Annotated in this window: 21 protein-coding genes, 2 tRNA genes and 1 pseudogene; 7 read left to right on the plus strand and 17 right to left on the minus strand. The window is 69.6% G+C overall.

The window, feature by feature from the left end; all coding sequences use genetic code 11:
- Positions 1-211: 211 nt before the first annotated feature.
- Positions 212-2215, plus strand: a complete 2004-nt coding sequence (locus tag AAEX60_RS02945; RefSeq protein ID WP_342101108.1) for an acyltransferase family protein — start codon at positions 212-214, stop codon at positions 2213-2215.
- Between the two features lie 12 nt (positions 2216-2227).
- Here the strand turns inward: AAEX60_RS02945 and AAEX60_RS02950 are convergent, their stop codons facing one another.
- Together AAEX60_RS02950 and dhaL are read right to left on the minus strand one after the other, a co-directional pair.
- Complete coding sequence (locus AAEX60_RS02950; protein WP_342101109.1) at positions 2228-2974, minus strand: hypothetical protein; 747 nt, start codon at positions 2972-2974, stop codon at positions 2228-2230.
- An 86-nt stretch (positions 2975-3060) separates the two neighbouring features.
- A complete protein-coding gene (dhaL, locus tag AAEX60_RS02955) occupies positions 3061-4755 on the minus strand; it encodes a dihydroxyacetone kinase subunit DhaL (protein ID WP_342101111.1) in 1695 nt (564 codons plus the stop codon).
- 118 nt (positions 4756-4873) lie between these two features.
- Here dhaL and AAEX60_RS02960 point away from each other — a divergent pair, with 118 nt between their 5' ends.
- The gene (locus tag AAEX60_RS02960; protein ID WP_342101113.1) at positions 4874-5917 is read left to right on the plus strand and encodes an alcohol dehydrogenase catalytic domain-containing protein; all 1044 of its coding nucleotides are present in this window, start codon (positions 4874-4876) and stop codon (positions 5915-5917) included.
- A gap of 121 nt (positions 5918-6038) precedes the next feature.
- Here the strand turns inward: AAEX60_RS02960 and nusB are convergent, their stop codons facing one another.
- Both nusB and efp read right to left on the minus strand, forming a co-directional pair.
- Positions 6039-6545, minus strand: coding sequence for a transcription antitermination factor NusB (gene nusB / locus AAEX60_RS02965; RefSeq protein WP_342101115.1), 507 nt, complete (start codon positions 6543-6545; stop codon positions 6039-6041).
- Positions 6545-7108: an elongation factor P gene (gene efp / locus AAEX60_RS02970; RefSeq protein WP_342101117.1), complete on the minus strand. Its 564-nt coding sequence runs from the start codon at positions 7106-7108 to the stop codon at positions 6545-6547. The genes nusB and efp overlap by 1 nt, the downstream gene beginning before the upstream one ends.
- Positions 7109-7237: 129 nt before the next feature.
- Here efp and AAEX60_RS02975 point away from each other — a divergent pair, with 129 nt between their 5' ends.
- The 3 genes from AAEX60_RS02975 (at position 7238) to AAEX60_RS02985 (ending at position 9613) form a co-directional block, all read left to right on the plus strand.
- Positions 7238-7912, plus strand: coding sequence for a pentapeptide repeat-containing protein (locus AAEX60_RS02975; RefSeq protein ID WP_342101119.1), 675 nt, complete (start codon positions 7238-7240; stop codon positions 7910-7912).
- Between the two features lie 404 nt (positions 7913-8316).
- Positions 8317-8796: a hypothetical protein gene (locus tag AAEX60_RS02980; RefSeq protein WP_342101122.1), complete on the plus strand. Its 480-nt coding sequence runs from the start codon at positions 8317-8319 to the stop codon at positions 8794-8796.
- Positions 8797-8866: 70 nt separating this feature from the next.
- A complete protein-coding gene (locus AAEX60_RS02985) occupies positions 8867-9613 on the plus strand; it encodes a hypothetical protein (RefSeq protein ID WP_342101123.1) in 747 nt (248 codons plus the stop codon).
- 23 nt (positions 9614-9636) lie between these two features.
- Here AAEX60_RS02985 and AAEX60_RS02990 read toward each other — a convergent pair whose 3' ends face one another.
- Positions 9637-9996 carry a hypothetical protein gene (locus AAEX60_RS02990; protein ID WP_342101124.1) on the minus strand — a complete coding sequence of 120 codons (360 nt, stop codon included), beginning with the start codon at positions 9994-9996 and terminating at the stop codon, positions 9637-9639.
- A gap of 146 nt (positions 9997-10142) precedes the next feature.
- Between AAEX60_RS02990 and AAEX60_RS02995 the strand changes: the two genes are divergently transcribed.
- The gene (locus tag AAEX60_RS02995) at positions 10143-10625 is read left to right on the plus strand and encodes a hypothetical protein (protein ID WP_342101125.1); all 483 of its coding nucleotides are present in this window, start codon (positions 10143-10145) and stop codon (positions 10623-10625) included.
- Positions 10626-10959: 334 nt separating this feature from the next.
- Here the strand turns inward: AAEX60_RS02995 and AAEX60_RS03000 are convergent, their stop codons facing one another.
- A complete protein-coding gene (locus AAEX60_RS03000; RefSeq protein ID WP_342101127.1) occupies positions 10960-11388 on the minus strand; it encodes a hypothetical protein in 429 nt (142 codons plus the stop codon).
- Positions 11389-11906: 518 nt separating this feature from the next.
- Here AAEX60_RS03000 and AAEX60_RS16380 point away from each other — a divergent pair.
- A complete protein-coding gene (locus AAEX60_RS16380; protein ID WP_446721242.1) occupies positions 11907-12032 on the plus strand; it encodes a helix-turn-helix domain-containing protein in 126 nt (41 codons plus the stop codon).
- A 220-nt stretch (positions 12033-12252) separates the two neighbouring features.
- Here AAEX60_RS16380 and AAEX60_RS03005 read toward each other — a convergent pair.
- The 11 genes and pseudogenes from AAEX60_RS03005 to obgE all read right to left on the minus strand — a co-directional run bounded on the left by AAEX60_RS03005 (position 12253) and on the right by obgE (position 19744).
- Positions 12253-12325 (minus strand) — tRNA-Ala (locus AAEX60_RS03005).
- A gap of 37 nt (positions 12326-12362) precedes the next feature.
- Positions 12363-12611 carry a HepT-like ribonuclease domain-containing protein gene (locus AAEX60_RS03010; RefSeq protein ID WP_342101130.1) on the minus strand — a complete coding sequence of 83 codons (249 nt, stop codon included), beginning with the start codon at positions 12609-12611 and terminating at the stop codon, positions 12363-12365.
- A gap of 146 nt (positions 12612-12757) precedes the next feature.
- Positions 12758-13198, minus strand: a complete 441-nt coding sequence (locus tag AAEX60_RS03015; protein WP_342101132.1) for a helix-turn-helix domain-containing protein — start codon at positions 13196-13198, stop codon at positions 12758-12760.
- Between the two features lie 163 nt (positions 13199-13361).
- A tRNA-Ala gene (locus AAEX60_RS03020) sits at positions 13362-13437 on the minus strand.
- Positions 13438-13580: 143 nt separating this feature from the next.
- A complete protein-coding gene (locus tag AAEX60_RS03025) occupies positions 13581-14222 on the minus strand; it encodes a histidine phosphatase family protein (RefSeq protein ID WP_342101134.1) in 642 nt (213 codons plus the stop codon).
- A 6-nt stretch (positions 14223-14228) separates the two neighbouring features.
- Positions 14229-14609, minus strand: coding sequence for a ribosome silencing factor (rsfS, locus tag AAEX60_RS03030; protein WP_342101136.1), 381 nt, complete (start codon positions 14607-14609; stop codon positions 14229-14231).
- 158 nt (positions 14610-14767) lie between these two features.
- Positions 14768-15415 (minus strand): annotated as a pseudogene (gene nadD / locus AAEX60_RS03035) (nicotinate-nucleotide adenylyltransferase); the annotation flags it as partial.
- Positions 15416-15441: 26 nt separating this feature from the next.
- Positions 15442-15564, minus strand: coding sequence for a hypothetical protein (locus AAEX60_RS03040; protein WP_342101137.1), 123 nt, complete (start codon positions 15562-15564; stop codon positions 15442-15444).
- Positions 15565-15582: 18 nt separating this feature from the next.
- Positions 15583-16827: a glutamate-5-semialdehyde dehydrogenase gene (locus AAEX60_RS03045; protein WP_342101138.1), complete on the minus strand. Its 1245-nt coding sequence runs from the start codon at positions 16825-16827 to the stop codon at positions 15583-15585.
- 194 nt (positions 16828-17021) lie between these two features.
- Entirely contained in the window at positions 17022-18137 is a 1116-nt protein-coding gene (proB, locus tag AAEX60_RS03050; protein ID WP_342101141.1) for a glutamate 5-kinase, read from the minus strand.
- A 2-nt stretch (positions 18138-18139) separates the two neighbouring features.
- Complete coding sequence (gene obgE, locus AAEX60_RS03055) at positions 18140-19744, minus strand: GTPase ObgE (protein ID WP_342101143.1); 1605 nt, start codon at positions 19742-19744, stop codon at positions 18140-18142.
- Between the last annotated feature and the right edge of the window lie 12 nt (positions 19745-19756).

The raw sequence follows: 19756 nt of genomic DNA on the forward strand, positions 1-19756 counted from the left end.
GTCCTCCTCCGGGCCCCACCCTTCGAGGTCAGTGGGCCCCCCTCCCCCCCCCCCCCCCCCCCCCGCCAGACCCCTTCCACGCGGCGAGGAACACGCCAGCACGCCGTCATGTGCAACGCTTGCAGGGTTGCCTCCCACCGGCCCACCTGGTTGGGCGGATCTTCTAGAATTCACCGGACCTGCCGTCGTCAACCGCTTGGGAGTTTCCTGCATGACCCGCTCCATCCAGCCCGCCCGGCAGGTTTCCGCAGCGCCCGCACGGCGTCTGGACGCTCTGGACGGGCTGCGCACCGTGGCGGTCTTCCTGGTGGTGCTCTTCCACGTGGCGGTGCCGGGGCTGAGCGCGGGCTTCATCGGGGTGGACATCTTCTTCGTGCTGTCCGGCTACCTGATCACCACCGGACTGGTGCGCGAGATCCAGGAGCACGGGCGGATTGATCTGGTTCGGTTCTGGACCCGCCGGCTCCGCCGCCTGATGCCCGCGGCCATGCTGGTGTTGCTCACCGTGGCGGTGTGGGCCTGGTTCTGGGCCCCCACCTACCGGCAACCCGTCCTGGGCGCCGACATCTTCACCACCGTGGTCTACCTGGCCAACTGGCACTTCATGCGGGCGGGCAGCTACTTCAACGCCGACGGCACCCAGTCTCCCCTGCTGCACATGTGGTCCCTGGCGGTGGAGGAACAGTTCTACCTGCTGTGGCCCCTGATTCTGGTGGTCACCACCCTGCTCAGCCGACGGTGGGTCGGTCAGCGCCACGCCACCCGGGTGCCGCCCGCGGAGCGACGGCGACACTTCATCGCCACCGGGACGGGGGTGTGCGCCACGTTGCTGGTGGCCTCGGCCCTGCTGCTGGCCCTGTGGCACGCGCTGGCGGACAGCCCGGACCGGGCCTACATGGGCACCGACTCCAAGGCCTTCGAGCCGCTGCTGGGGGCGGTGCTGGCGATGCTGGTCACCCGCCCGGGGGTCGAGGACTGGGTCCGGGAGCGGGCCCGCCCCATCGGCTGGGCGTCGCTGGCCGTGATGGTGGGCCTCTTCGGCTGGCTGGCCGGCCCCTCGACCTGGTACTTCCGCGGCGGGGCTCTGCTGTTCAGCCTGGCCACGGCCGGCCTGCTGCTGGCCTGCACCCGGGATGCCGGCTGGCTGGTCTCCCGAGCCCTGTCCTGGGGGCCGGTGGCCTACCTGGGCCGGATCTCCTACGGCATCTATCTGTGGCACTGGCCGCTGGCCACCTGGCTGGACGCGCACGCCCGTTTCCGGCCGGGGCACGCCGTGCTGGTGGTGCTGGCCACGGTGGGGGTCGCCGCCCTCAGTTATCACCTGGTGGAGCAGCCGATCCTGGTGGGCCGGTGGTCCCCGTGGTTCACCGCCCGTCGGACCCTCGCATCGGCGGGTGTGGCCATGCTGGTGATCAGCCTGTTCATGGCTCCCCTGGGCGGCACCATCCTGACCCCCTTGGCCCGCGCGGTGCTGCCCGAGCCGCCGGTGCGCCACAACCGGATCATGTTCGTCGGTGACTCGGTGCCCCAGCGACTGCTGCCGGTGCTATCCCGGGTGGGCGAGGCGCGCGGTCTGGAGGTGGGCAGCGCCACCGCCGGCGGCTGCTCGCCACTGGGTGTGCAGCAGCGGATCGCCGACGATGACCGGGAGGGGGAACGTTGCCCCGAGGTGATCGAGCGTCAAGGTCTGGGCCTGACCTCCTTCCGGCCCGCGACGGTGGTCTGGTGGTCCCGGTATGAGATCGCGGACCGCTACCAGGGCAATGACCTGCTGTCACCGCCGTCGGTGACCTTCTGGTCCGCCCAGCTGGCCGACTTCGACCGGGCCGTCGCCCGGCTCACCGAGCAGGGCGCAACCCTGGTGGTGGTGCAGACCGAGCCGCCGGGCCGCGGCCTGCTCACCCGCTGCTCTCCCGGCAACTGTCACCCCTTCCTGCAGCGGATGGTGACCCGGGACGACTACCGCCAGCACTGGAATGAGCTGGTCCGTCAGCGCGCCCAGGGCAACCCCCGGCTACGGGTGATCAGCCTGGACGACGTCGCCTGCCCCCAACCCGCCACACCCGGCCCGGCCTATGGCTCGGCGCTGTGCGGAGACCTGGTCAGCCCGGGCCGGCTGGCCCGCCCCGACGGCAGCCACTGGGACACCGAGCTGGTGGGCGAGCAGGTCTCGACGGTGGTGCTGGACCGGGCCCGCGAAGCCAGCCAGCGCTGAACGTCCCCGGGCTCAGCCGGACATGTCGAAGTAGCTCTCCAGGGTCTTGCCGTTGACGAAGACCCGGGCCGTCTTGGCGCCCGCGGCGCTCGTGGCGGTCATCTCCAGCTGGGCCTCCAGCCGGGGGTCGTCGCAGGTGCCGGACTGTTTCAGCGTGCCCTCCAACCACACGCTCACCACCCCGGTGGCACGGTCATAGCGGCCGTCGACATAGCGCAGGGAGGAGCGGCCGATCGGATTCTCCAGACCGGAGCTGCCCAGGCGCGGCGAATGGTTGGCCAAGAGTTTGGTCATCGCGTCCCGCACCGGCGTCTGGCTGCGTGGCAGGTCCACCGCCCCGACGGCGGTGTCACCGCAGCCCAGGGGGCCGCCGTCGCCCACGGAGATGTAGTACAACGTGCCACCGGAGGCCCCCGCCCCGCCGGCTGCGGCCGGCGTGCCGGTGGGCGTCGCCGTGGCCGGGCCCGTGGCCTGGGCGCTCCGGCTGGGCTTGGTGGTTAGGACGGGCGTGGTGGTCTGGCCGGTTTGGGCGCCGGCGTCACCGGACGTCGCACCCGTAGTGGCGGGCGAGGCGGGCGTGGCCACCGGGACGGCCGAGGCCGTCCCCGAGGGCTCACCGGCCGAGGCGGTGGCAGTAGCGGCGGGGGCGGTGCTGGCCGGACCGCCGGCAGGCTGGGCGTGGGTCTGGCCGTCGTCTCCGGAGCAGGCGCTCAGGGTGATCAGCAGTGCCGTGGCGGCAAGCATCATCGGGCGTCTCATGCGGTCAGTGTGCCCGGCTCGTGGTTCACTGAACGGCCGGGCCCGGGGATCCTCCCCCGGGCCCGGCACGGCTGGTCAGCCAGCGGTCAGAATCGCGACGCCAGTTCCTCCAGCACCATCACCAGGCTGGTCGCCCCCGGGTCGGGGGTGCCCAGCGAGCGCTCACCCAGGGGCCGGGCACGGCCCAGCCTGGCCACCAGGTCCTTTGTGGATTCCGCACCCCGTCGAGCAGCCTGGACGGCATCGGCCCGGGCCTGCGCCGGGTCGGCGGCGGCCCGGTGGGCGTCGACGGCGGGCGCCAGGGCGTCCACCATGGTCTTGTCCCCGACGCTGGCCCCACCCAGCCGCACCACGGCGTCCAGGCCGGCCGCCAGCGCCGCCCCCACCGCGCTCTCGTCGGCGCCGTTCTGGTCCCCCAGCACGCCACCGACGGCCGTCAGCAGCGCACCCCAGAGGGCGCCCGAGGTGCCGCCCGCCGCATCCGACCAGGCCTGGCCGGCGCCGGCCAGCAGGGTCTGGGCGCCGGCCTGCTGGGCCAGCAGTTCCCGGGCGGTGGCCGCCGCGGCGGCCGAGCCCTTGTGCATCCCGATCCCGTGGTCGCCGTCCCCGGCCACCGCATCCAGGTCACCCAGCTCGGTCTCCTTGCCGGCCAGCAGCGCGGCGATCCCGTCCAGGGCCTCGGTCACGACGGCGGCCAGGGCCTGGGACTCCGCGCTGCCCGGGGCCTCGACGGTGGCCTTCAGGGCGCTCTGCGGCAGCTGGGTGTCGTCGCGCTCCACGTCGCCCACCGAGCCGCGACGGTAGGCCGGGGTGTCGCAGGCCGCAAACCAGAACCTCTCCAGCTCCTCGTCCAGGAAGACCAGGGTGAGGCTGATGCCGGCCATGTCCAGGCTGGTGACGAACTCCCCCACCTCGGCCTGGGCGATGTCCAGCCCGGCGTCGCGCAGGTAGCGCTGCACCCCGTGCCAGACCACGAACATCTCCTCGTACTTGCTGGCACCCAGGCCGTTCAGGATGGCGACCACCCGGTCTCCCTCGGTCACCGGATGGTCCGCGAGCAGACCGTCCACCAGCAGCTTGGCCACCTCGTCGGCGCTGCCCAGGTCCGCCTCGTCCACACCGGCCTCACCGTGGATGCCCAGGCCGATCCCCATCCGGCCGTCGGGGACCGTGAACAGGGGGTGATCGGCCCCGGGAAGGGTGCAGCCGGCGAAGGCGACGCCATAGGAACAGGTGGCCTCATTGGCCTTGGTGAAGACCCGCTCCACCTCGTCGATGTCCAGCCCGGCCTCGCAGGCGGCGCCGGTGATCTTGAAGGTGGGCAGATCGCCGGCAATCCCCCGTCGTTTCAGGTGCTCCTGCGGCCCGGCGGAGGCAATGTCGTCGGTGACCAGCAGGGTGCGGGCCTCGATCCCGTCGGCCTTGAGCCGCTCGACGGCCTGCCCGAAGTGCAGCACGTCGCCGGCATAGTTGCCGAAGCCGATCAGCACCCCGGCGCCGCGCTCGGCCGCCTTGCAGACGCTGTAGGCCTGGGCCCCCGACGGGGAACTGAAGATGTTGCCGCACACGGCACCGTCGGCGAAGCCGGGGCCCACCCAGCCGGCGAAGGCCGGATAGTGGCCGGAGCCGCCGCCCACCACCAGCGCCACCTTGCCCTGCGGGGTCCGGGTGGAGCGGACCACGCCGCCGAAGACCGGCTTGACGTACTGGCTGAAGGCATCGGCAAAGCCGGCCACGGCCTCGGCCGGGAAGTCGTCGGGATTGTTCACAAGACGCGTCATTGCGTTCTCCTGGTTGCTCGGAAGTTCCGGTGCGGTTCTGACCCGAGGAGCTGAAATCACACGAGCCATGTGAAATTCACCCTAGTTCGTGGGGGTGCCAGTGGCTAGAGTCAGGGGCATGGAGATGCACGCCGCGGTCCTGAACGCACCCCATGACTTCCAGCTCACCCGACGCCCGGTGCCGGTCCCGGGCCCCGGTGAGGTTCTGCTCCGGGTGGAGGCCAGCACCTTGTGCGGCACGGACCTGCGCCTGATCAGCGGTGCCAAGACCGCCGGGGTGCGTCCGGGGGTGGTGCTGGGGCACGAGATCGCCGGCCGGGTGGAGTCCGTCGGGGATGGTGTCGACGGCCTTCCGGCCGGGGCTCAGGCCACCGTGTCCATCGTTGTCAGCTGCAACCACTGCCCCGCCTGCCTCGCCGGCCGGGAGCACTTCTGCCACAACCTGGAGCTGATCGGCTATGCCATCGACGGCGGCCTGGCCGAATACCTGCTGGTACCGGCCCGGGCGGTGGCCAACGGCAATGTCGTACTCACCCCCGAGATGCCGGCCCGCACCCTGTGCCTGGCCGAGCCGCTGAGCTGCGTGCTGAACGGCGCCTCCCAGTTCAACACCCGTCCCGGGGACACCGTCGTGGTGCTGGGCGCCGGGCCGATCGGCCTGCTGCACACCCAGCTCGCCAAGGCCCAGGGGGCCAGCCAGGTCATCGTCACCAACCGCTCGGCCCCGCGCCGCGAGCTGGCCCTGACGCTGGGGGCGACCCTGACCGTGGACCCGGCCTCGCAGGACCTCGCAGCAGTGGTCCGGGAGGTCACCGACGGCCAGGGGGCCGACGTGGTGATCGTGGCCATCGGGGCGCTGCCCCTGGCCAACCAGGCGCTGGAACTGGCCGGGGTGGGTGGCCGGGTGAACTATTTCGCCGGCTTCCCCAAGGGCAGCACGGTGGAGATGGACCCCAATCTGGTGCACTACAAGGAATTGCAGGTGACCGGCGGGTCCAATGCCCGACGCAGCGATGTCCACCGGGCGGTGCAGGTGCTGGCCTCGGGGGCAATCGACGCGGACCGCATCGTCACCCACGCCTTTCCACTCACCGAGGTGGACCGGGCGGTGCAGGCCGTCGCGGACCAGCTGGGGGTGAAGGTGGCCGTCGAGCCGCGCTGAGGTCTCGACAGGCTCGGCCACCGGGAACAGCCCAGCGGCCGGGAGACAGCTCGGCCGCCGTGGTGATCCACGGCGGCCGCCCCTCGACAAGCTCGGGGAACGCAGGAGAGCCAAGCTCGACTCAGGCCTCGGGCTTCTGCTTGGTGTGCATCGCCTTGGCCAGCAGGCCGTTGACGAAGGCGGCGGAGTCCTCGGTGGAGAACTCGGTGGCCAGGGCCACGGCCTCAGCGATCACCGCCTCGTCGGCGGTCTCGGAGTAGTCGATCTCCCAGACGGCGATCCGGGCCAGGTTGCGATCCACCCGGGGCATCCGCTCCATCGTCCAGTCTGCGGAGCAGCACTCCGCGATCCGCTGGTCAATGGCACCCATGTGCTCGTCGATCCCGCGGATGATCTGTTCGGTGAAGGCCCGCACCGGCGGCCCGCCGTGGGCGATGTACTCGTCCAGGGTGGTGACCAGGTCACGGTCCCGCAGCTCGGCCTCGAACAGGATGTCCAGGGCCTTCTTGCGCGCCTTGGTGCGGGTGCTGTGGTGCGGATTGGGCACCACCGGCACCGGCTCGGCGGAAATCTTGAGGAGGTCGGGACGCCCGGGCACGGGCGTCCCGACGATCTCGTCGTCGCTCATCAGTTGCTGACGCGGGAGAGGTACTCGCCGGTGCGGGTGTCCACCTTGACCTTCTCACCGGTGGTGATGAACAGCGGCACCTGGATCTGCTTTCCGGTCTCCAGGGTGGCGGGCTTGGTGCCACCGGTGGAGCGGTCGCCCTGCAGGCCCGGCTCGGTGTAGGTGATCTCCAGCTCGACGGAAGCGGGCATCTCGAGGAAGAGCGGGTTGCCCTCGTGCATCGCAACCGTGGCCACTGCCTCCGGCAGGAGGTAGTCCTTGGCGTCGCCGACGGTCTCCTCCTGGATGGTGATCTGGTCGTAGCTCTCGGTGTCCATGAAGACGAAGCCGTCGCCGTCGTGGTACAGGTACTGCATGTCCCGACGATCGACGGTGGCGGTGTCCACCTTGGTGTCGGAGTTGAAGGTCTTGTCCACCACCTTGCCGGTCAGCACGTGCTTCAGCTTGCTGCGCACGACGGTGTTGCCCTTGCCCGGCTTGTGGTGCTGGAACCACTGCACCTGCCACAGCTGGCCGTCCAGGTCCAGGACCATGCCATTCTTCAGATCGTTGGTCGAAACCACGTACTTGCCCTTTCACAGATGGGGTGCCGAGAGTCCGGCAGGACAGTTTAACCCTGATCCTCCCGCACCGGTTAACCCGACGGTGGACAGCGACCCGGCCGGCCGTCCGGCGCGGCTAGGGTGACGGCCATGCAATCACTCCCCCGGCCCGCCACCGCCCCGCGCCTGTCCGCGCGCCACGTCACGCTGGCCGACGTCGCGGAGGTGGGTTCCGGCCGGGCCGGTTCCGATGAGCTGGTGACCGATCTGCGGGTGGGGTCGGTGGCCCTCGCGGCGCACTCCAGTGAGTTCGTCGAGCTGGTCAGCCTGGAGATCGGCGGCGGCTCCCTGGCCGATTCGGACTGGTACCGCACCACCTGGGTGGACATCCGGCTGGAGGGCGTCGACGGGGCCAATGCCGCCTTCGTCGAGTCCGGCCTGAAACGGATCCGTTGGCAGCGTTGCCGGTTGGTGGGGCTGACCCTGTCCGGCTGCACCCTGGCCGACGTCGCGCATCTCGACTGCCTGCTGGGGATGGCCAACTTCCGCTTCGCCAACCTGACCCGGGTGGAATTCGTCGACTGTGACCTGACCGGGGCCGACTTCACCAATGCCCGGCTCACCGAGGTCGGCTTCACCGACTGTGTGCTGCGGGAGGCCACCTTCAGCCACGCCAGCTGCGACCGCGTGGTGCTGCAGGGTGGCGACCTGTCCGGACTGCGCGGGCTCGACGGCCTGCGTGGCGCGACGGTCCGGGTGGACAACCTGGCCGACATCGCCCAGGAGATGGCCACGGAGCTGGGTCTGCAGCTGATCGCCCCCTGAAGCCGCGGGGTGGCTGAGCCCACGCCCCTCTAGGCTGACGGCCAGCCCCCGCCCGCCAGCCCCAGGAGCAGCAGATGACCCAGCCGCCCAGCCCCGGTGGACGACCCCGGCCCGACGGCAACAGCCCGGACCCCTGGGCCGTGCAGCGGGACCCCACCACCGCGCCTTCCCAACCCGGCCAGGCACCCGCTGATGGCCAACCGACCCAGCCTGGTCAGCCACGGTCTTTTCCCCCGGGGCAGTACCCGCCCGCCCACGGCCCCTACAGCTATCCGGGCGACGGCGGCGGGGCTCCGAGGCTCCAGCCCGCGCCCGAACCCGAGCCGGAGGCCCCGTCCTGGGGCCCGTCGAACAGCACCTTCGGCTCCCAGCCGGATCCAGCCGCCCACCGTCGTGGGCACATCATGACCGTTCTGGGCGGCCTGCTGATCCTGGCTGCCCTGCTGGCCATCGTCGCCAGCGTCGGCCTGTTGGTTCGCGGCGTCGGTGCGGTGGGCGAGAACCAGACGCCGATCAAGGCCGGCCAGGCCACCGTGACCCTCCAGGCCGGAGAGAAGCGCACCATCTGGAGCCGGGGCCCGGTGCACACCATCTGCGAGGTGGAGGGACCTGAGGGTCCCGTGGAGGCGGCCGACTCCAGCGTCACGGTCAGCTCCGGCAACCGGGAGTACCAGGGGGTGGCGTCCTTCCAGGCCCCCCAGGACGGCACCTACCGGGTGAGCTGCGACGATCCCGACTTCCGCGGATTCGTCGGCAAGTACACCGGCAGCAGCACCGTCTTCGGCTTCGTCGGTGGCCTGCTCGCCGGCATCCTCGCGTTGATCGCGGGGATCTTCCTGCTCACCCACGGGCTGCGCAAGAAGCATCTGAGTCAGGTCTCCTGACGCAACCTCGTCGTCGGAGCTGAACCCGGGGCTTCCTAGGCTGGCCACAGCCGACCCCGAAGGAGCCGACGTGTCCCAGCCGCCCTACCCCCAGTACCCGCAGCAGCCCGCCACCGCCGGCTACCCACAGCAGCCGTCGTCCGGTAGCGGTGGCTACCCGCCCCAAGGTGGCTACCCGCAGTCGGGATACCCCCAGCCGGGGGCCCCACACAGTGGGTCCCAATGGGTCCAGCCGGGGCACCCGCAGACCGCGCCGGGCTGGGGCCAACCGGGATTCGAGCCCGACTTCCCCCAGGTGACCAATCCCGCGCGGCACGCACGGGGCCGGAAGGTCTCCATCGTCGGGGCCTGCCTGCTGGCCCTTGGCCTGGTCCTCATGCCGTTGGCCATTGCGCAGTTCAAGGGGGTGTTCACCCACATCCAGCAGGACAAGGTGGTGCTGGTCTCGGGCAGTGGCAGCATCCAGCTGAATGCCGGTGACAGGCGAACGGTCTGGAGCTCCTTCGAGGTCGATGCCGAGTGCGAGGTTCGGGGCCCCGGCGGCCAGGTGCCCTTCACCGCCTCGGGGGTGAGCCTCAGGCTGCAGGGCCAGCGGGCCCACGCGGTGGGCAGCTTCACGGCAACTGAACCCGGCCGGTACTTCGTGAGGTGCGACGGACCCCGGAACGTCCGGGGCTACATCGGGCAGCCGGTGTCGGCGTCGGACTTCGCCGCCTCCGGGGCGGTCTTCCTGGTGGCCTGCGCCGCCATGTTCCTCGGGGGCCTGGTCCTGATCGTCGGCCTGCTCATGATGCGCAGCGCCAAGCAGCGCCGCTGATCCTTGCGTCAAGGCCCTTCCGCTCAGTAGCGACGTCCGGCATCCGGCGGCACGATGTCGCTGGCCGGGTCCGGCACCTCCTGCTGGATCCGGTCCTCGATGCTCTCCGAGGTGGTCTGGTCGTCGACGGTGATCGACTCGTCGATCGGCACGACGCCGGCAGCCCGGTGGGCCACCTGCTCATCGTCGCTCACCGAGGCGGCCGCCGGGTCCGCCCCGTCATCCACCATGTCCTGGCTGCCCAGGTCCTGCGCAGTCACCTCGGTGTAGGGCCGGTTGGCGTCGGCCGCCTCCTCCAGGCTCTGCTGGTCCTCCACCCCATCCAGGTCCCGGTCCAGCTGATCGTCGGCAAAGTCCTCGGCCTCAAAATTCTCAATGCTCATGCCACCAGCATCGACGCCCGACAAGCAACAGCCAAGCGATTTCGCTCCCAGCTCCAACTCCGGAGTTGAGCGCGCTCGCTGGCCCCCCCATCGGCGATGACATTCGTCGACGTGCCCACGGCGTTAGCCTGTCTCGAGTGAATCCAATGTCCTCAGGCACGGCGTCCCGGCGCCCGAAGCGGCTGAACCTCGCCACGTGGATCATCCTGCTGGCTGTGCTCGTCCTCGCCTTCACGCTGCGGCACCATCTAGCACTCACACTGGCGAATGCCACGGGCCGGGCCACGGTGCACCCGGCTCAGATCTCTGCCGTCACTCCCGCTCCGTGGTTCACCGATTTCTGTGACGCAGACAAGCGCCAGAAGAGCTACGACGTTCACGTCCGGTGGACCGAGCCGGACGCCGGGCAAGGCTCCTACCGGCTCTGTCTCAAGGAGCACGAACGTCGCGCCCTGCACGTCGGCCAGACGCAGCAGGTCCTGTCCGAACCATGGCTGGGGGCGGTGGGCCGTGACCAGAGCCGTGCCGAATCCTTCCTCTTCGCCATGTTCGGCCCCATCATCCTCCTGGTCACCGGCGGCCTGGCCATTTGGCTCTTCCGCCCTGAGTTCGACGTCCGGGGCCGTTGAAGTCGCCTTCGTGGGGTTCGCAGAGCGTCCGGGTGACCGGGGCGCGCTTCGTCGCCCCGTCGACCACCACGTGGCCACGATCGGACGACTATCCCACGGAGCGGCCTGCTCCACGTGGACAGTCGCGCCTAGGTCGGTGAGCGCTCACGGCCAGCCTGTTGGCGGGATTGATCGACGCCCTCAGGTCCGAGGCGCATGCCGACGCCTCCGCGGCCAGGGCTGCCCGGGTGGGGAGGACAGATCCGACGGGAGGACGGCGTGGCCCGCACCGTCGATGCCCTGGAGCGCCTGGGCCCGCTCGGCTGACGCGCTGGCGCGGTCGCCACATCGGCTGTCAGGCGGGCGTCTCTTCGGATGGAGAGGCGAGTTCGGCTCGGTACTGGCGGGCGAAAGCCCGGAACGTGCGTGCCACGGGCTGGTCCGGCTCCTGAGCGATGGCAGACATCCGCGCATCCAGGGCGGCGACGGCCTCCGCGTCACGACCCAACAAGTGCAGGACGATGGGCCGCAGATATCCCGCCGACCACACGTCGGACTCATTCTCGTCCAAGCCCTCCAGCACAGCGTTGAGCGACTGGCGCCGCGCGATCCAGGGCTCACACGCTCGATCGATGTCGCGGAGCAGCCGCTGTCGCACGGCCTCGTCGTCACCCTGCCCGAGACGCCATGACTGATACCCCTCCGCTGGCCACAACAGGCCCGACAGGGGCTGGCAGAGCGTGGTCCGTTGCGGATTGTTCGCCTCCGCCTGCGACGGGAACATAGATCTCCTGCACAGCGTCGAAGCGCACGCCGACGGTCGGAAGGATGTTCCCGGCTCGATTGATGCTGAGGTGCAGCCAGGCGGTGATGCCTTCGTCGACCGGTCAGGAGAACGCGAAGAACGATCCCGAGCGGGCCTGCGGGGTGTAGCCCCTGCCGCGAAGCCCCTCGGTCAGGCCCTCGATGAACGCTGGAACCGACATGCCACCAGTCTAAGCTCGCCGGGGCGACGGCAACCCTGGTGCGCCCTTGTGGCGGCGTCTTGTACCCAGGGCGACATGGACGCTGGGAAGTGCGCCCGAGCCCGTCGGGTGCCAATCTGCGCCCCAGAGTCCGTCTTGCACCGCACTCAGTGCGAAATCGACTCTGGGAGCGCTCGGCGACACGGGACGGTGCGGATAGGAAGCTGAATCGGACAGGCCGCCGAGTGTGCAGAGCACGTGACGTGATCCGCGGAGCCTGACCCGCTTTTCCGGACACCGATTCTGCGGTGCGATGGCCTCAGGGAAGGAGTCCGTGATGCCTGTTGCGAAGCCGCTGGAGTTCCGGCGTCGAGCTGTTGAGTTGGTCGCCCAAGGTGAACCGGTCGCCAGGGTCGCCCGTGCTCTGGGGATCGGTGAGTCGTGTTTGCGTCGTTGGATGTGACGACCTCTACAACAAGTGCGAACCAGCCGAACGACGCATCCTCAACCGCGCCCTGTTCCCGGCATCACCATCGACGACGAAGAGAACGCCACCTACACACCCGACAAGACCACCGCCAGCATCCTCGCCCACACCAACATCGACGCCCCGGCGCAAGTCACCGCAGAAACGAAACGGCCCCGCCATCAGGCGGGGCAAGTTTCGATTTACTCATCTTACGTGGAGCTAAGGGGATTCGAACCCCTGGCCTCTTCCATGCCATGGAAGCGCGCTACCAACTGCGCCATAGCCCCGCATCGCGTTCGCGACCCCGGAGAAACTACTCCGCTGTCACTCCGGATGCAAGTCGACCTGTGGCGGGGGCTCGCCCTCGTCGCCCGTCAGAATGGACTCGACATCCCGACGCAGATCGGCAGCGTGCACCGAGACCACCTGCCAGACGATCTCGTAGTCAATGGCGTCGTACTCGTGGGCAATCCGGTTGCGCATCCCCACCGCCCGGCGCCAGGTGGGCTGCGCCGCGCGCTCCCGAAGGAAGTGCTCGGGGAGCCGCCGAACCGCCTCCCCCAACTTGAGCACCAGAGAATCTGCCGCCAGCTGGGGTGCCGCCAACTCTGGGTCGCTGTCGTACCATTCGCGGCCCCGGGCGGCCAACAGCTCTGCGCGTTGGCATAGCCGGGCGACGTCCTCCAGTCTGCGACGCGTTTCGGCGGGAAGGGAGCCGTTCACAATGCCACCGCGGTCCGCGCGATCTCGTGGGCGCCACGGAGCGATCGAGAGGTGACAATGTCCACTCCCCTGCCCAGCAGGGCTTCCAGCTCGTCCGCGGCATCAATGATGTCCAGCAGGTCCACACCGGTTTCGGCATCCACCAGCAGGTCGATGTCGCTCCCGGCAGTGTCCTGCTGCCGAGCGACGGAGCCGAAGATCCTCGGATTGGTCATCCGATGTCGGCTCAGGACACCGCGAATCTCGTCGCGATGCAGCGCGACAAGCGCTTGTGCGGAGGGTCGAAGGGCGGCCTCAAGACGCTCGATGGTGGCGGGCGACGGCCGTCGTCGGCCCCGCTCATAGGCCGCGATGTTCGGCTGTGGCACGCCGCTGCGTTGCGCGAGTTCAGCCTGGGTGAGCCCCGCCTGCAGCCGCTTCGTCCGAAGGTCCGACATGACCCCAATATAGCTGGCGATATATCGGTTACGCTCTCGCCTCGGTACAGGCGGGGCCTCGACAGACTCGGCCATCGTGATCCGGCCCCTGTGTACACATAACAGAACTGCCACCTCCGAGGGAGGTGACAGTCACAAGACGGTCTTCCGAAGGAAGACAGATTGGTGGAGCTAAGGGGATTCGAACCCCTGGCCTCTTCCATGCCATGGAAGCGCGCTACCAACTGCGCCATAGCCCCAGATTATGGGTGTCCCGCCGAGCAATTCCCGCTCTTTGCGACTCAGAGAACATTACACAGGCGGTGGCCGCAGTGCAAATCGGGTAACCCGACACCGGGGCTTCGAAAGCCTCAACCCACCGTGGGGTCAGGTCAGCCCACCGTCATGCGGGGGCGATCCGGTTGTAGCACTCCAGCCGCCAGGGCCGGTCCGCGGTCCGCACCAGCACCGACCAACCGCAGTTACCCATCGGCCCCAGCTGCCAGGTGTGCGCGAACTCCCAGCCCAGCAGGTAGCCGCAGGCCATCCGGATGGCCAGGCCGTGGCTGACCACCACGACGGTCCTGCCCACGTGCTGACCGGCCAGGTCCGTCAGGGCCAACCGCATCCGGGTACCCACCTCGTCGGCGGTCTCCCCCTCCGGAGAACGACGAAAATCGCGTCCGCTGAGCAGCGCGTCGGCAAAGTGCGGGTCTCGTTCGGCCATCTCGGCCCCGGTCAGCCCACCCCAGGAACCGACATTGATCTCCTGCACCCGGGGTTCGGGGATGATCTCCAGCCCGGTCACCTCGGACACGGCCCGGGCGGTCTCGAAGGCCCGGGACAGATCGGAGGACACCAGGACGTCGGGACGCAACGACGCAATGTGCGGCGCGGCCGCGCGGGCCTGGGCCATACCGACATCGTTCATCCCGACGTCGAGCTGCCCCTGGAAACGTCCGGCCAGGTTCCAGTCGGTCTGCCCGTGACGCAACAACACCAGCCGGGTGGCTGGTGCGGTGCTGTGCAGGATGCTGGTGCTCACGGGGGCTCAGGCGGACTCGGGGCGGCCGTAGTTCACGTCGAGCTCCAGTTTGGGGCAGTCCTTCCACAACCGCTCCAGCGAGTACAGCTCGCGCTCCTCGGTGTGTTGGGCATGCACCACGACGTCGAGGTAGTCCAGCAACACCCAGCGGTTCTCCCGGTCGCCCTCGCGGCGGGTGGGCTTGATCTGGTGCTTGAGGAGCTCCTCCTCGATCCCGTCGACGACGGCTCCCACCTGCCGCTCATTGCTGGCGCTGACCACCAGAAAGATGTCGGTGATGGCCAGGTGCTCGCTGACGTCAAAGGCGACGATGTCGGTGCCCAGCTTGTCGGCGGCGGCCTGGGCGGCCAGCTTGGCGATGGTCAGGGCATTCTCGGTTGCGGTCACGCAGGAGCCTTCTCTTGGTTCGTCACTGATGCTTGCTTGGCGGAGGGCTTCTTGGCACCCAGGGCGTTCAGCCGGGCATTCTCCGCGGCGGCCCGCTCCCCCAGTTCGTCGGCGGACAGGCTGGTGTCGACGCGGTTCTGGTTGGCCTCGGAGTGGCCGTAGAGCCCGCGCTTGGTGATGTACTGCACAATGCCGTCGGGCACCAGGTACCAGATCGGCAGGCCCTCGGCGACGCGATTGCGGCAGTCTGTGGAGGAGATCGCCATGGCGGGCACCTCCAGCAGGGTCACCTTGTCCGCAGGCAGGTGCTGGATGTCGCTCTCCCCCAGCGGCACGCCCGGACGGCTGACACCAATGAAGTGCGCCAGGTCGAACAATTCCTCGGCGCCACGCCAGGTGAGGATCTTGGCCAGGGCGTCGGCGCCGGTGATGAAGAAGAGCTCGACGTTCTCGCCGCGGTTGCGTCGCAGGTCCTTCAGGGTGTCGACGGTGTAGGTGTCGCCCTCCCGGTCGATGTCGACGCGGGAGACGCTGAACCGAGGGTTGGAGGCGGTGGCCACCACCGTCATTAGGTAGCGGTCCTCCGCCATGGACACGTCGCGGCCGGCCTTCTGCCACGGCACGCCGGTGGGTACGAAGACCACCTCGTCCAGCCCAAAACGGGCGGCGACCTCGCTGGCGGCCACCAGGTGACCATGGTGGATCGGGTCGAAGGTGCCACCCATCACGCCCAGTCGCCACGGGCGGCCGTTCGTTTCGGGGTGCACGATGCCGAGCGCCTGGTCGGGCGCTTGGTCAGAACTCATCGAGCGGACTGCGATTCTGTCGCGGGTCAGCTGTGCGGGCGGCCGGCGCCCATGTTCATCACGAAGGCGAGGGCACCCAACAGCGCCAGCAACATGACCACACCGGCGACCCAGCTGGGGATTTCGGATTCAAGAAGCACCAAAGACATGGCCGCAGCCTACCCGAATCAGCCCCGGATCTGGCCATTCCCGACCACGACATATTTCGTGGAGGTCATCTCTGGCAAGGCCATTGGCCCGCGGGCGTGCAGCTTCTGGGTGGAAATGCCGATCTCCGCGCCGAAGCCGAACTCACCCCCGTCGATGAAGCGGCTGGAGGCATTCACCAGCACCGCCGCGGCATCCACCTCGGCGGTGAACCGGTTGGCGACGGCCAGGTCATTGGTCACGATGGTCTCGGAGTGGCCCGACGTGTGCTGCCGGATGTGCTCGATGGCCTCGTCCATGCCGCTGACCACCTTGGCGGCCAGGTCCAGCGAGAGGTATTCCGCGTCATACTCGGTCTCGGTGGCCGGGACGATCCGGTCATCCCGGCCGAGGATCGACTCGTCGCCGTGCACGGTGACCCCGGCCGCGGTCAGCGCGGTCATCGCCTTGGGCAGGAACTCGTCGGCGATGTCGGCGTGCACCAGCAGGGTCTCCAGGGCATTGCAGACGCTGGGCCGCTGGGTCTTGGCATTGAGCATGATGTCCAGGGCCATCTGCTGGTCCGCGGCGGCGTCGACGAACAGGTGGCAGTTGCCGGTGCCGGTTTCGATCACCGGAACGGCGGAACCGGTGACCACGGCATCGATCAATCCGGCACCACCGCGCGGGATCAGCACGTCCACCAGCCCCCGGGCGGTCATCATCTCCCCCGTCACCTCCCGGCCGCCTTCCACCAGGCTGACCGCGTCGGGATTGAGCCCCTGCTGCCGCAGGCCGGCGCGCAGGGCGACGACGACGGCCCGGTTGGAGTTCAACGCGGACGAGGAGCCGCGCAGCAGCGCAGCATTGCCGCTCTTGAGGCAGATTCCGGCGGCGTCGGCCGTGACATTGGGGCGTGCCTCGTAGATGATCCCGACCACGCCGAAGGGCACCCGGACCTGGCTGATACGCACCCCGGCGGCGGTGGTGAAACCGCGCAGCACGTCGCCCACCGGGTCCGCCAGCGCCGCGAGGTCCCGCAGGCCCTGTACCATCCCCGCGATCCGCTTCGGATCCAGGCTCAGCCGGTCGATCATTGCCTGCGCCGTACCGTTCTTCCTGGCGGCCGCGACGTCCAGCTGATTGGCGGCCAGCACCTCGGCCTCGGCGGCGGCCAGAGCGTCGGCCATGGCGTGCAGCGCGGCATCCTTGCGACCCCGCGGCAACGTCGCCAGCTCCCGGGCAGCGGTGCGGGCGTCGACGGCCTGACTGGTGAAAGCGCTCATGCGGGCCATGCTAGAGGGCGGACCATCAGCCGCGCCGCGTCATCCCGTTCCCTGAACGGCGACGCGCCGGCAGGGACCGACCACGACGGGGCGAGCCTGTCGAGGCCCCCGCTCCCGCCCCTCGACAAGCTCGGGGACCGTGGTTGGGTTCCATTCGGGGACCGGGACCGGGTGCTGCTCGGAGACCGGGGGACTCAGCGGGGACGGCGGAAGACCACCAGCACGTCGCGGTGCACCACCTCGCGCTCGTACTCCTGACCGAGCTGTTCGGCCAGCTCGTGCGAGTTGCGGCCCAACATGGCCGGCAGGTCCTCGGAGCTGAAACCCACCAGGCCGCGCGCCACCGCCTTGCCGGTGGGGGCCACCAGGTCCACCGGGTCCCCCGCCAGGAAGTCACCCTCGACGCCGGCGATCCCCGCCGCCAGCAACGAGGCCTTGCGTTGGGTGACGGCCCGCACCGCGCCGTCATCCAGCAGCAGCCGACCACGGGCGCTGGTGGCGTGCGCCAGCCAGAGCAGCCGTCGCGGCCGACGCTTGCCATTGGGCTCGAACAGGGTGCCGACGTCCTGCCCGGTCATCGCGGGCAGGGCCTGGTCTGCGCGGGCCAGCACGACGGGAATCCCCGCGCTGGTGGCAATCTGGGCGGCCTGCAGTTTGGTGGTCATCCCGCCGGAGCCAATCGCGGTGCCGGCCTTGTGGGTGTCCACCTCCAGCATCGCAATGTCGGTCACCTGCCCAATCCGCTCCGAGCCCGGGTCATCCGGGTGGGCGGTGTAGAGCCCGTCGACATCACTCAACAGCACCAGCGCATCGGCCCGCACCATCTGCGCCACCAGGGCCCCGAGGCGGTCATTGTCACCGAAGCGGATCTCATGAGTGGCGACGGTGTCGTTCTCGTTGACGATCGGCACCGCCTGCAGGGTGAGCAGCTTGCCCAGGGTGCGCAGCGCGTTCTTGTAGGTGTTCTGCCGGGTGAGGTCGTCGACGGTGAGCAGCAGCTGGCCCACCCGCAGGCCGTGGGTGCCGAAACGCTCGGTGTACTCCTGCATCAGCAGGCCCTGCCCGACGCTGGCCGCGGCCTGCTGGGTGGCCAGGTCCCGCGGCCGCCGCTTCAGCCCCAACGGCGCCAACCCCGCCGCGATGGCGCCGGAGCTGATCAGCACCACCTGGGTGCCGTGGGCGCGCACGTCGACGATGGCGTCCACCAGCCGCTGCACCCGCTGCGGGTCGATTCCACCCTCGGCCGTGGTCAGCGACGACGAGCCGACCTTGACCACGATCCGGTTGGCCTGGCGAAGCGCGCTGCGCATGGTCAGCGGGCCTCGCCGTCGGTGCCCTCGACGTCGTCGGCCGGGGACTCCCCCGTCGCGGCATAGTCCTGCTCGAAGCCATTGCCGTCGACGTCGGCGGCGTCGAAGTCTCCGCCGTCGTAGTAGCCGTCGGTGGCGGCGTTGACCGCGCGCCAGGCATCGCGGTGCATCCCGCCGCGCTTCTCCTGGTATTCGGCGTCCTTCTCCCGACGTCGCGCCACCGCGGGCCGGGGCGCGTCCATCCGCTGGTCCTCGCCGCGACGAGACAGCAGCTCGGCCCCGGTCTCGATCTGCGGGGCAAAGTCGAAGACCACGGGATTGTCCCCGCCGCCGATCGCGACGGCATCCCCGGGACGCGCGCCGATCTCGAGCAGCTTGTCCTCCACGCCCAGCCGGTTCAGCCGGTCGGCCAGGTAGCCGACCGCCTCGGCGTTGTTGAAGTCGGTCTGCCGCACCCAGCGTTCCGGCTTGTCACCGCGCACTCGCCAGACGAAGCCGCCCATGTCGTCGCCCATCTTGCGGATGGTGAAGGGGTCGGTCTCGGCGACGGCCTGCGGCCGGATCACGATCTTCTTCGGCGCGGGCGGCGGCATCTGGGCACGACGGTCCTCCACCAGCTGGGCCATCGCAAAGGTCAGGCCGTTCAGCCCCTCACCGGACTTGGTGGAGATCACGAAGGTGCGGTAGCCGCGGGCCTCGACGTCGGCCTTGACCATCTCGGCGATCTCGCTGGCGTCGGGGATGTCCACCTTGTTCAACGCGACCAGCCGGGGCCGGTCCTCCAGCCCACCGTGGGCGGTCAGCTCGGCCTCGATCACGTCCAGGTCGGTCAGTGGGTCCCGGCCGGGCTCGAAGGTGGCGCAGTCCACCACGTGCACGATCGCCTGGCAACGCTCGATGTGGCGCAGGAAGTCAAAGCCCAGGCCCTTGCCCATGCTGGCGCCCTCGATCAGGCCGGGCACATCGGCAACGGTGTAGGTCACGTCGCCGGCCACCACGACGCCCAGGTTGGGGATCAGGGTGGTGAAGGGATAGTCGGCGATCTTGGGCCGGGCCCGGCTGATCGCGGCGATCAGAGAGCTCTTGCCGGCGCTGGGGAAGCCCACCAGGCCGACGTCGGCGACCACCTTGAGCTCCAGCATGATCTTGCGCTCTTCGCCGTCCTCGCCCAGCAGGGCGAAGCCCGGCGCCTTGCGGGAGGTGCTGGCCAGCGCGGCATTGCCCAACCCGCCGCGGCCACCGGCGGCCACGACGGCCTCCACATTGTCGCCGGTGAGGTCGGCCAAGGTCTCGCCGGTCTCGGCATCGGTGACGATGGTGCCCTCCGGGACGCTGAGCACCAGGTCCTCCCCGCGGGAGCCATTGCGGTGGTCCCCCATTCCGGGCTGGCCATTGCTGGCCTTGCGCACGGACTGGCGGTGATACTCCACCAGCGTGGTGACCTGCGGGTCAACCTTCAGCACGACGGAGCCGCCGTCGCCACCATTGCCGCCGTCGGGACCGCCCAGCGGCTTGAACTTCTCACGATGCACCGAGGCGCAGCCGTGTCCGCCGTTTCCGGCGATGACGGACAGCGTCACGCGGTCGACGAAGGAGGGAATGGCCATGGGGTACAACTC

The organism is Luteococcus sp. H101 (assembly GCF_038433155.1).
Lineage (GTDB): Bacteria > Actinomycetota > Actinomycetes > Propionibacteriales > Propionibacteriaceae > Luteococcus.

Excerpts from the sequence above, each read along its gene's own strand:
- dhaL (WP_342101111.1), bottom strand. The coding sequence starts at position 4,755 with ATGACGCGTCTTGTGAACAATCCCGACGACTTCCCGGCCGAGGCCGTG.
- AAEX60_RS02950 (WP_342101109.1), bottom strand. The coding sequence starts at position 2,974 with ATGAGACGCCCGATGATGCTTGCCGCCACGGCACTGCTGATCACCCTG.
- AAEX60_RS02945 (WP_342101108.1), top strand. The coding sequence starts at position 212 with ATGACCCGCTCCATCCAGCCCGCCCGGCAGGTTTCCGCAGCGCCCGCA.
- AAEX60_RS02975 (WP_342101119.1), top strand. The coding sequence starts at position 7,238 with ATGCAATCACTCCCCCGGCCCGCCACCGCCCCGCGCCTGTCCGCGCGC.
- proB (WP_342101141.1), bottom strand. The coding sequence starts at position 18,137 with ATGCGCAGCGCGCTTCGCCAGGCCAACCGGATCGTGGTCAAGGTCGGC.
- AAEX60_RS02960 (WP_342101113.1), top strand. The coding sequence starts at position 4,874 with ATGGAGATGCACGCCGCGGTCCTGAACGCACCCCATGACTTCCAGCTC.
- AAEX60_RS16380 (WP_446721242.1), top strand. The coding sequence starts at position 11,907 with ATGCCTGTTGCGAAGCCGCTGGAGTTCCGGCGTCGAGCTGTTGAGTTG.
- obgE (WP_342101143.1), bottom strand. The coding sequence starts at position 19,744 with ATGGCCATTCCCTCCTTCGTCGACCGCGTGACGCTGTCCGTCATCGCC.
- AAEX60_RS03015 (WP_342101132.1), bottom strand. The coding sequence starts at position 13,198 with ATGTCGGACCTTCGGACGAAGCGGCTGCAGGCGGGGCTCACCCAGGCT.
- AAEX60_RS03040 (WP_342101137.1), bottom strand. The coding sequence starts at position 15,564 with ATGTCTTTGGTGCTTCTTGAATCCGAAATCCCCAGCTGGGTCGCCGGT.
- AAEX60_RS03045 (WP_342101138.1), bottom strand. The coding sequence starts at position 16,827 with ATGAGCGCTTTCACCAGTCAGGCCGTCGACGCCCGCACCGCTGCCCGG.
- AAEX60_RS02990 (WP_342101124.1), bottom strand. The coding sequence starts at position 9,996 with ATGAGCATTGAGAATTTTGAGGCCGAGGACTTTGCCGACGATCAGCTG.
- AAEX60_RS03000 (WP_342101127.1), bottom strand. The coding sequence starts at position 11,388 with ATGTTCCCGTCGCAGGCGGAGGCGAACAATCCGCAACGGACCACGCTC.
- AAEX60_RS02980 (WP_342101122.1), top strand. The coding sequence starts at position 8,317 with ATGACCGTTCTGGGCGGCCTGCTGATCCTGGCTGCCCTGCTGGCCATC.
- AAEX60_RS02995 (WP_342101125.1), top strand. The coding sequence starts at position 10,143 with ATGTCCTCAGGCACGGCGTCCCGGCGCCCGAAGCGGCTGAACCTCGCC.
- nusB (WP_342101115.1), bottom strand. The coding sequence starts at position 6,545 with ATGAGCGACGACGAGATCGTCGGGACGCCCGTGCCCGGGCGTCCCGAC.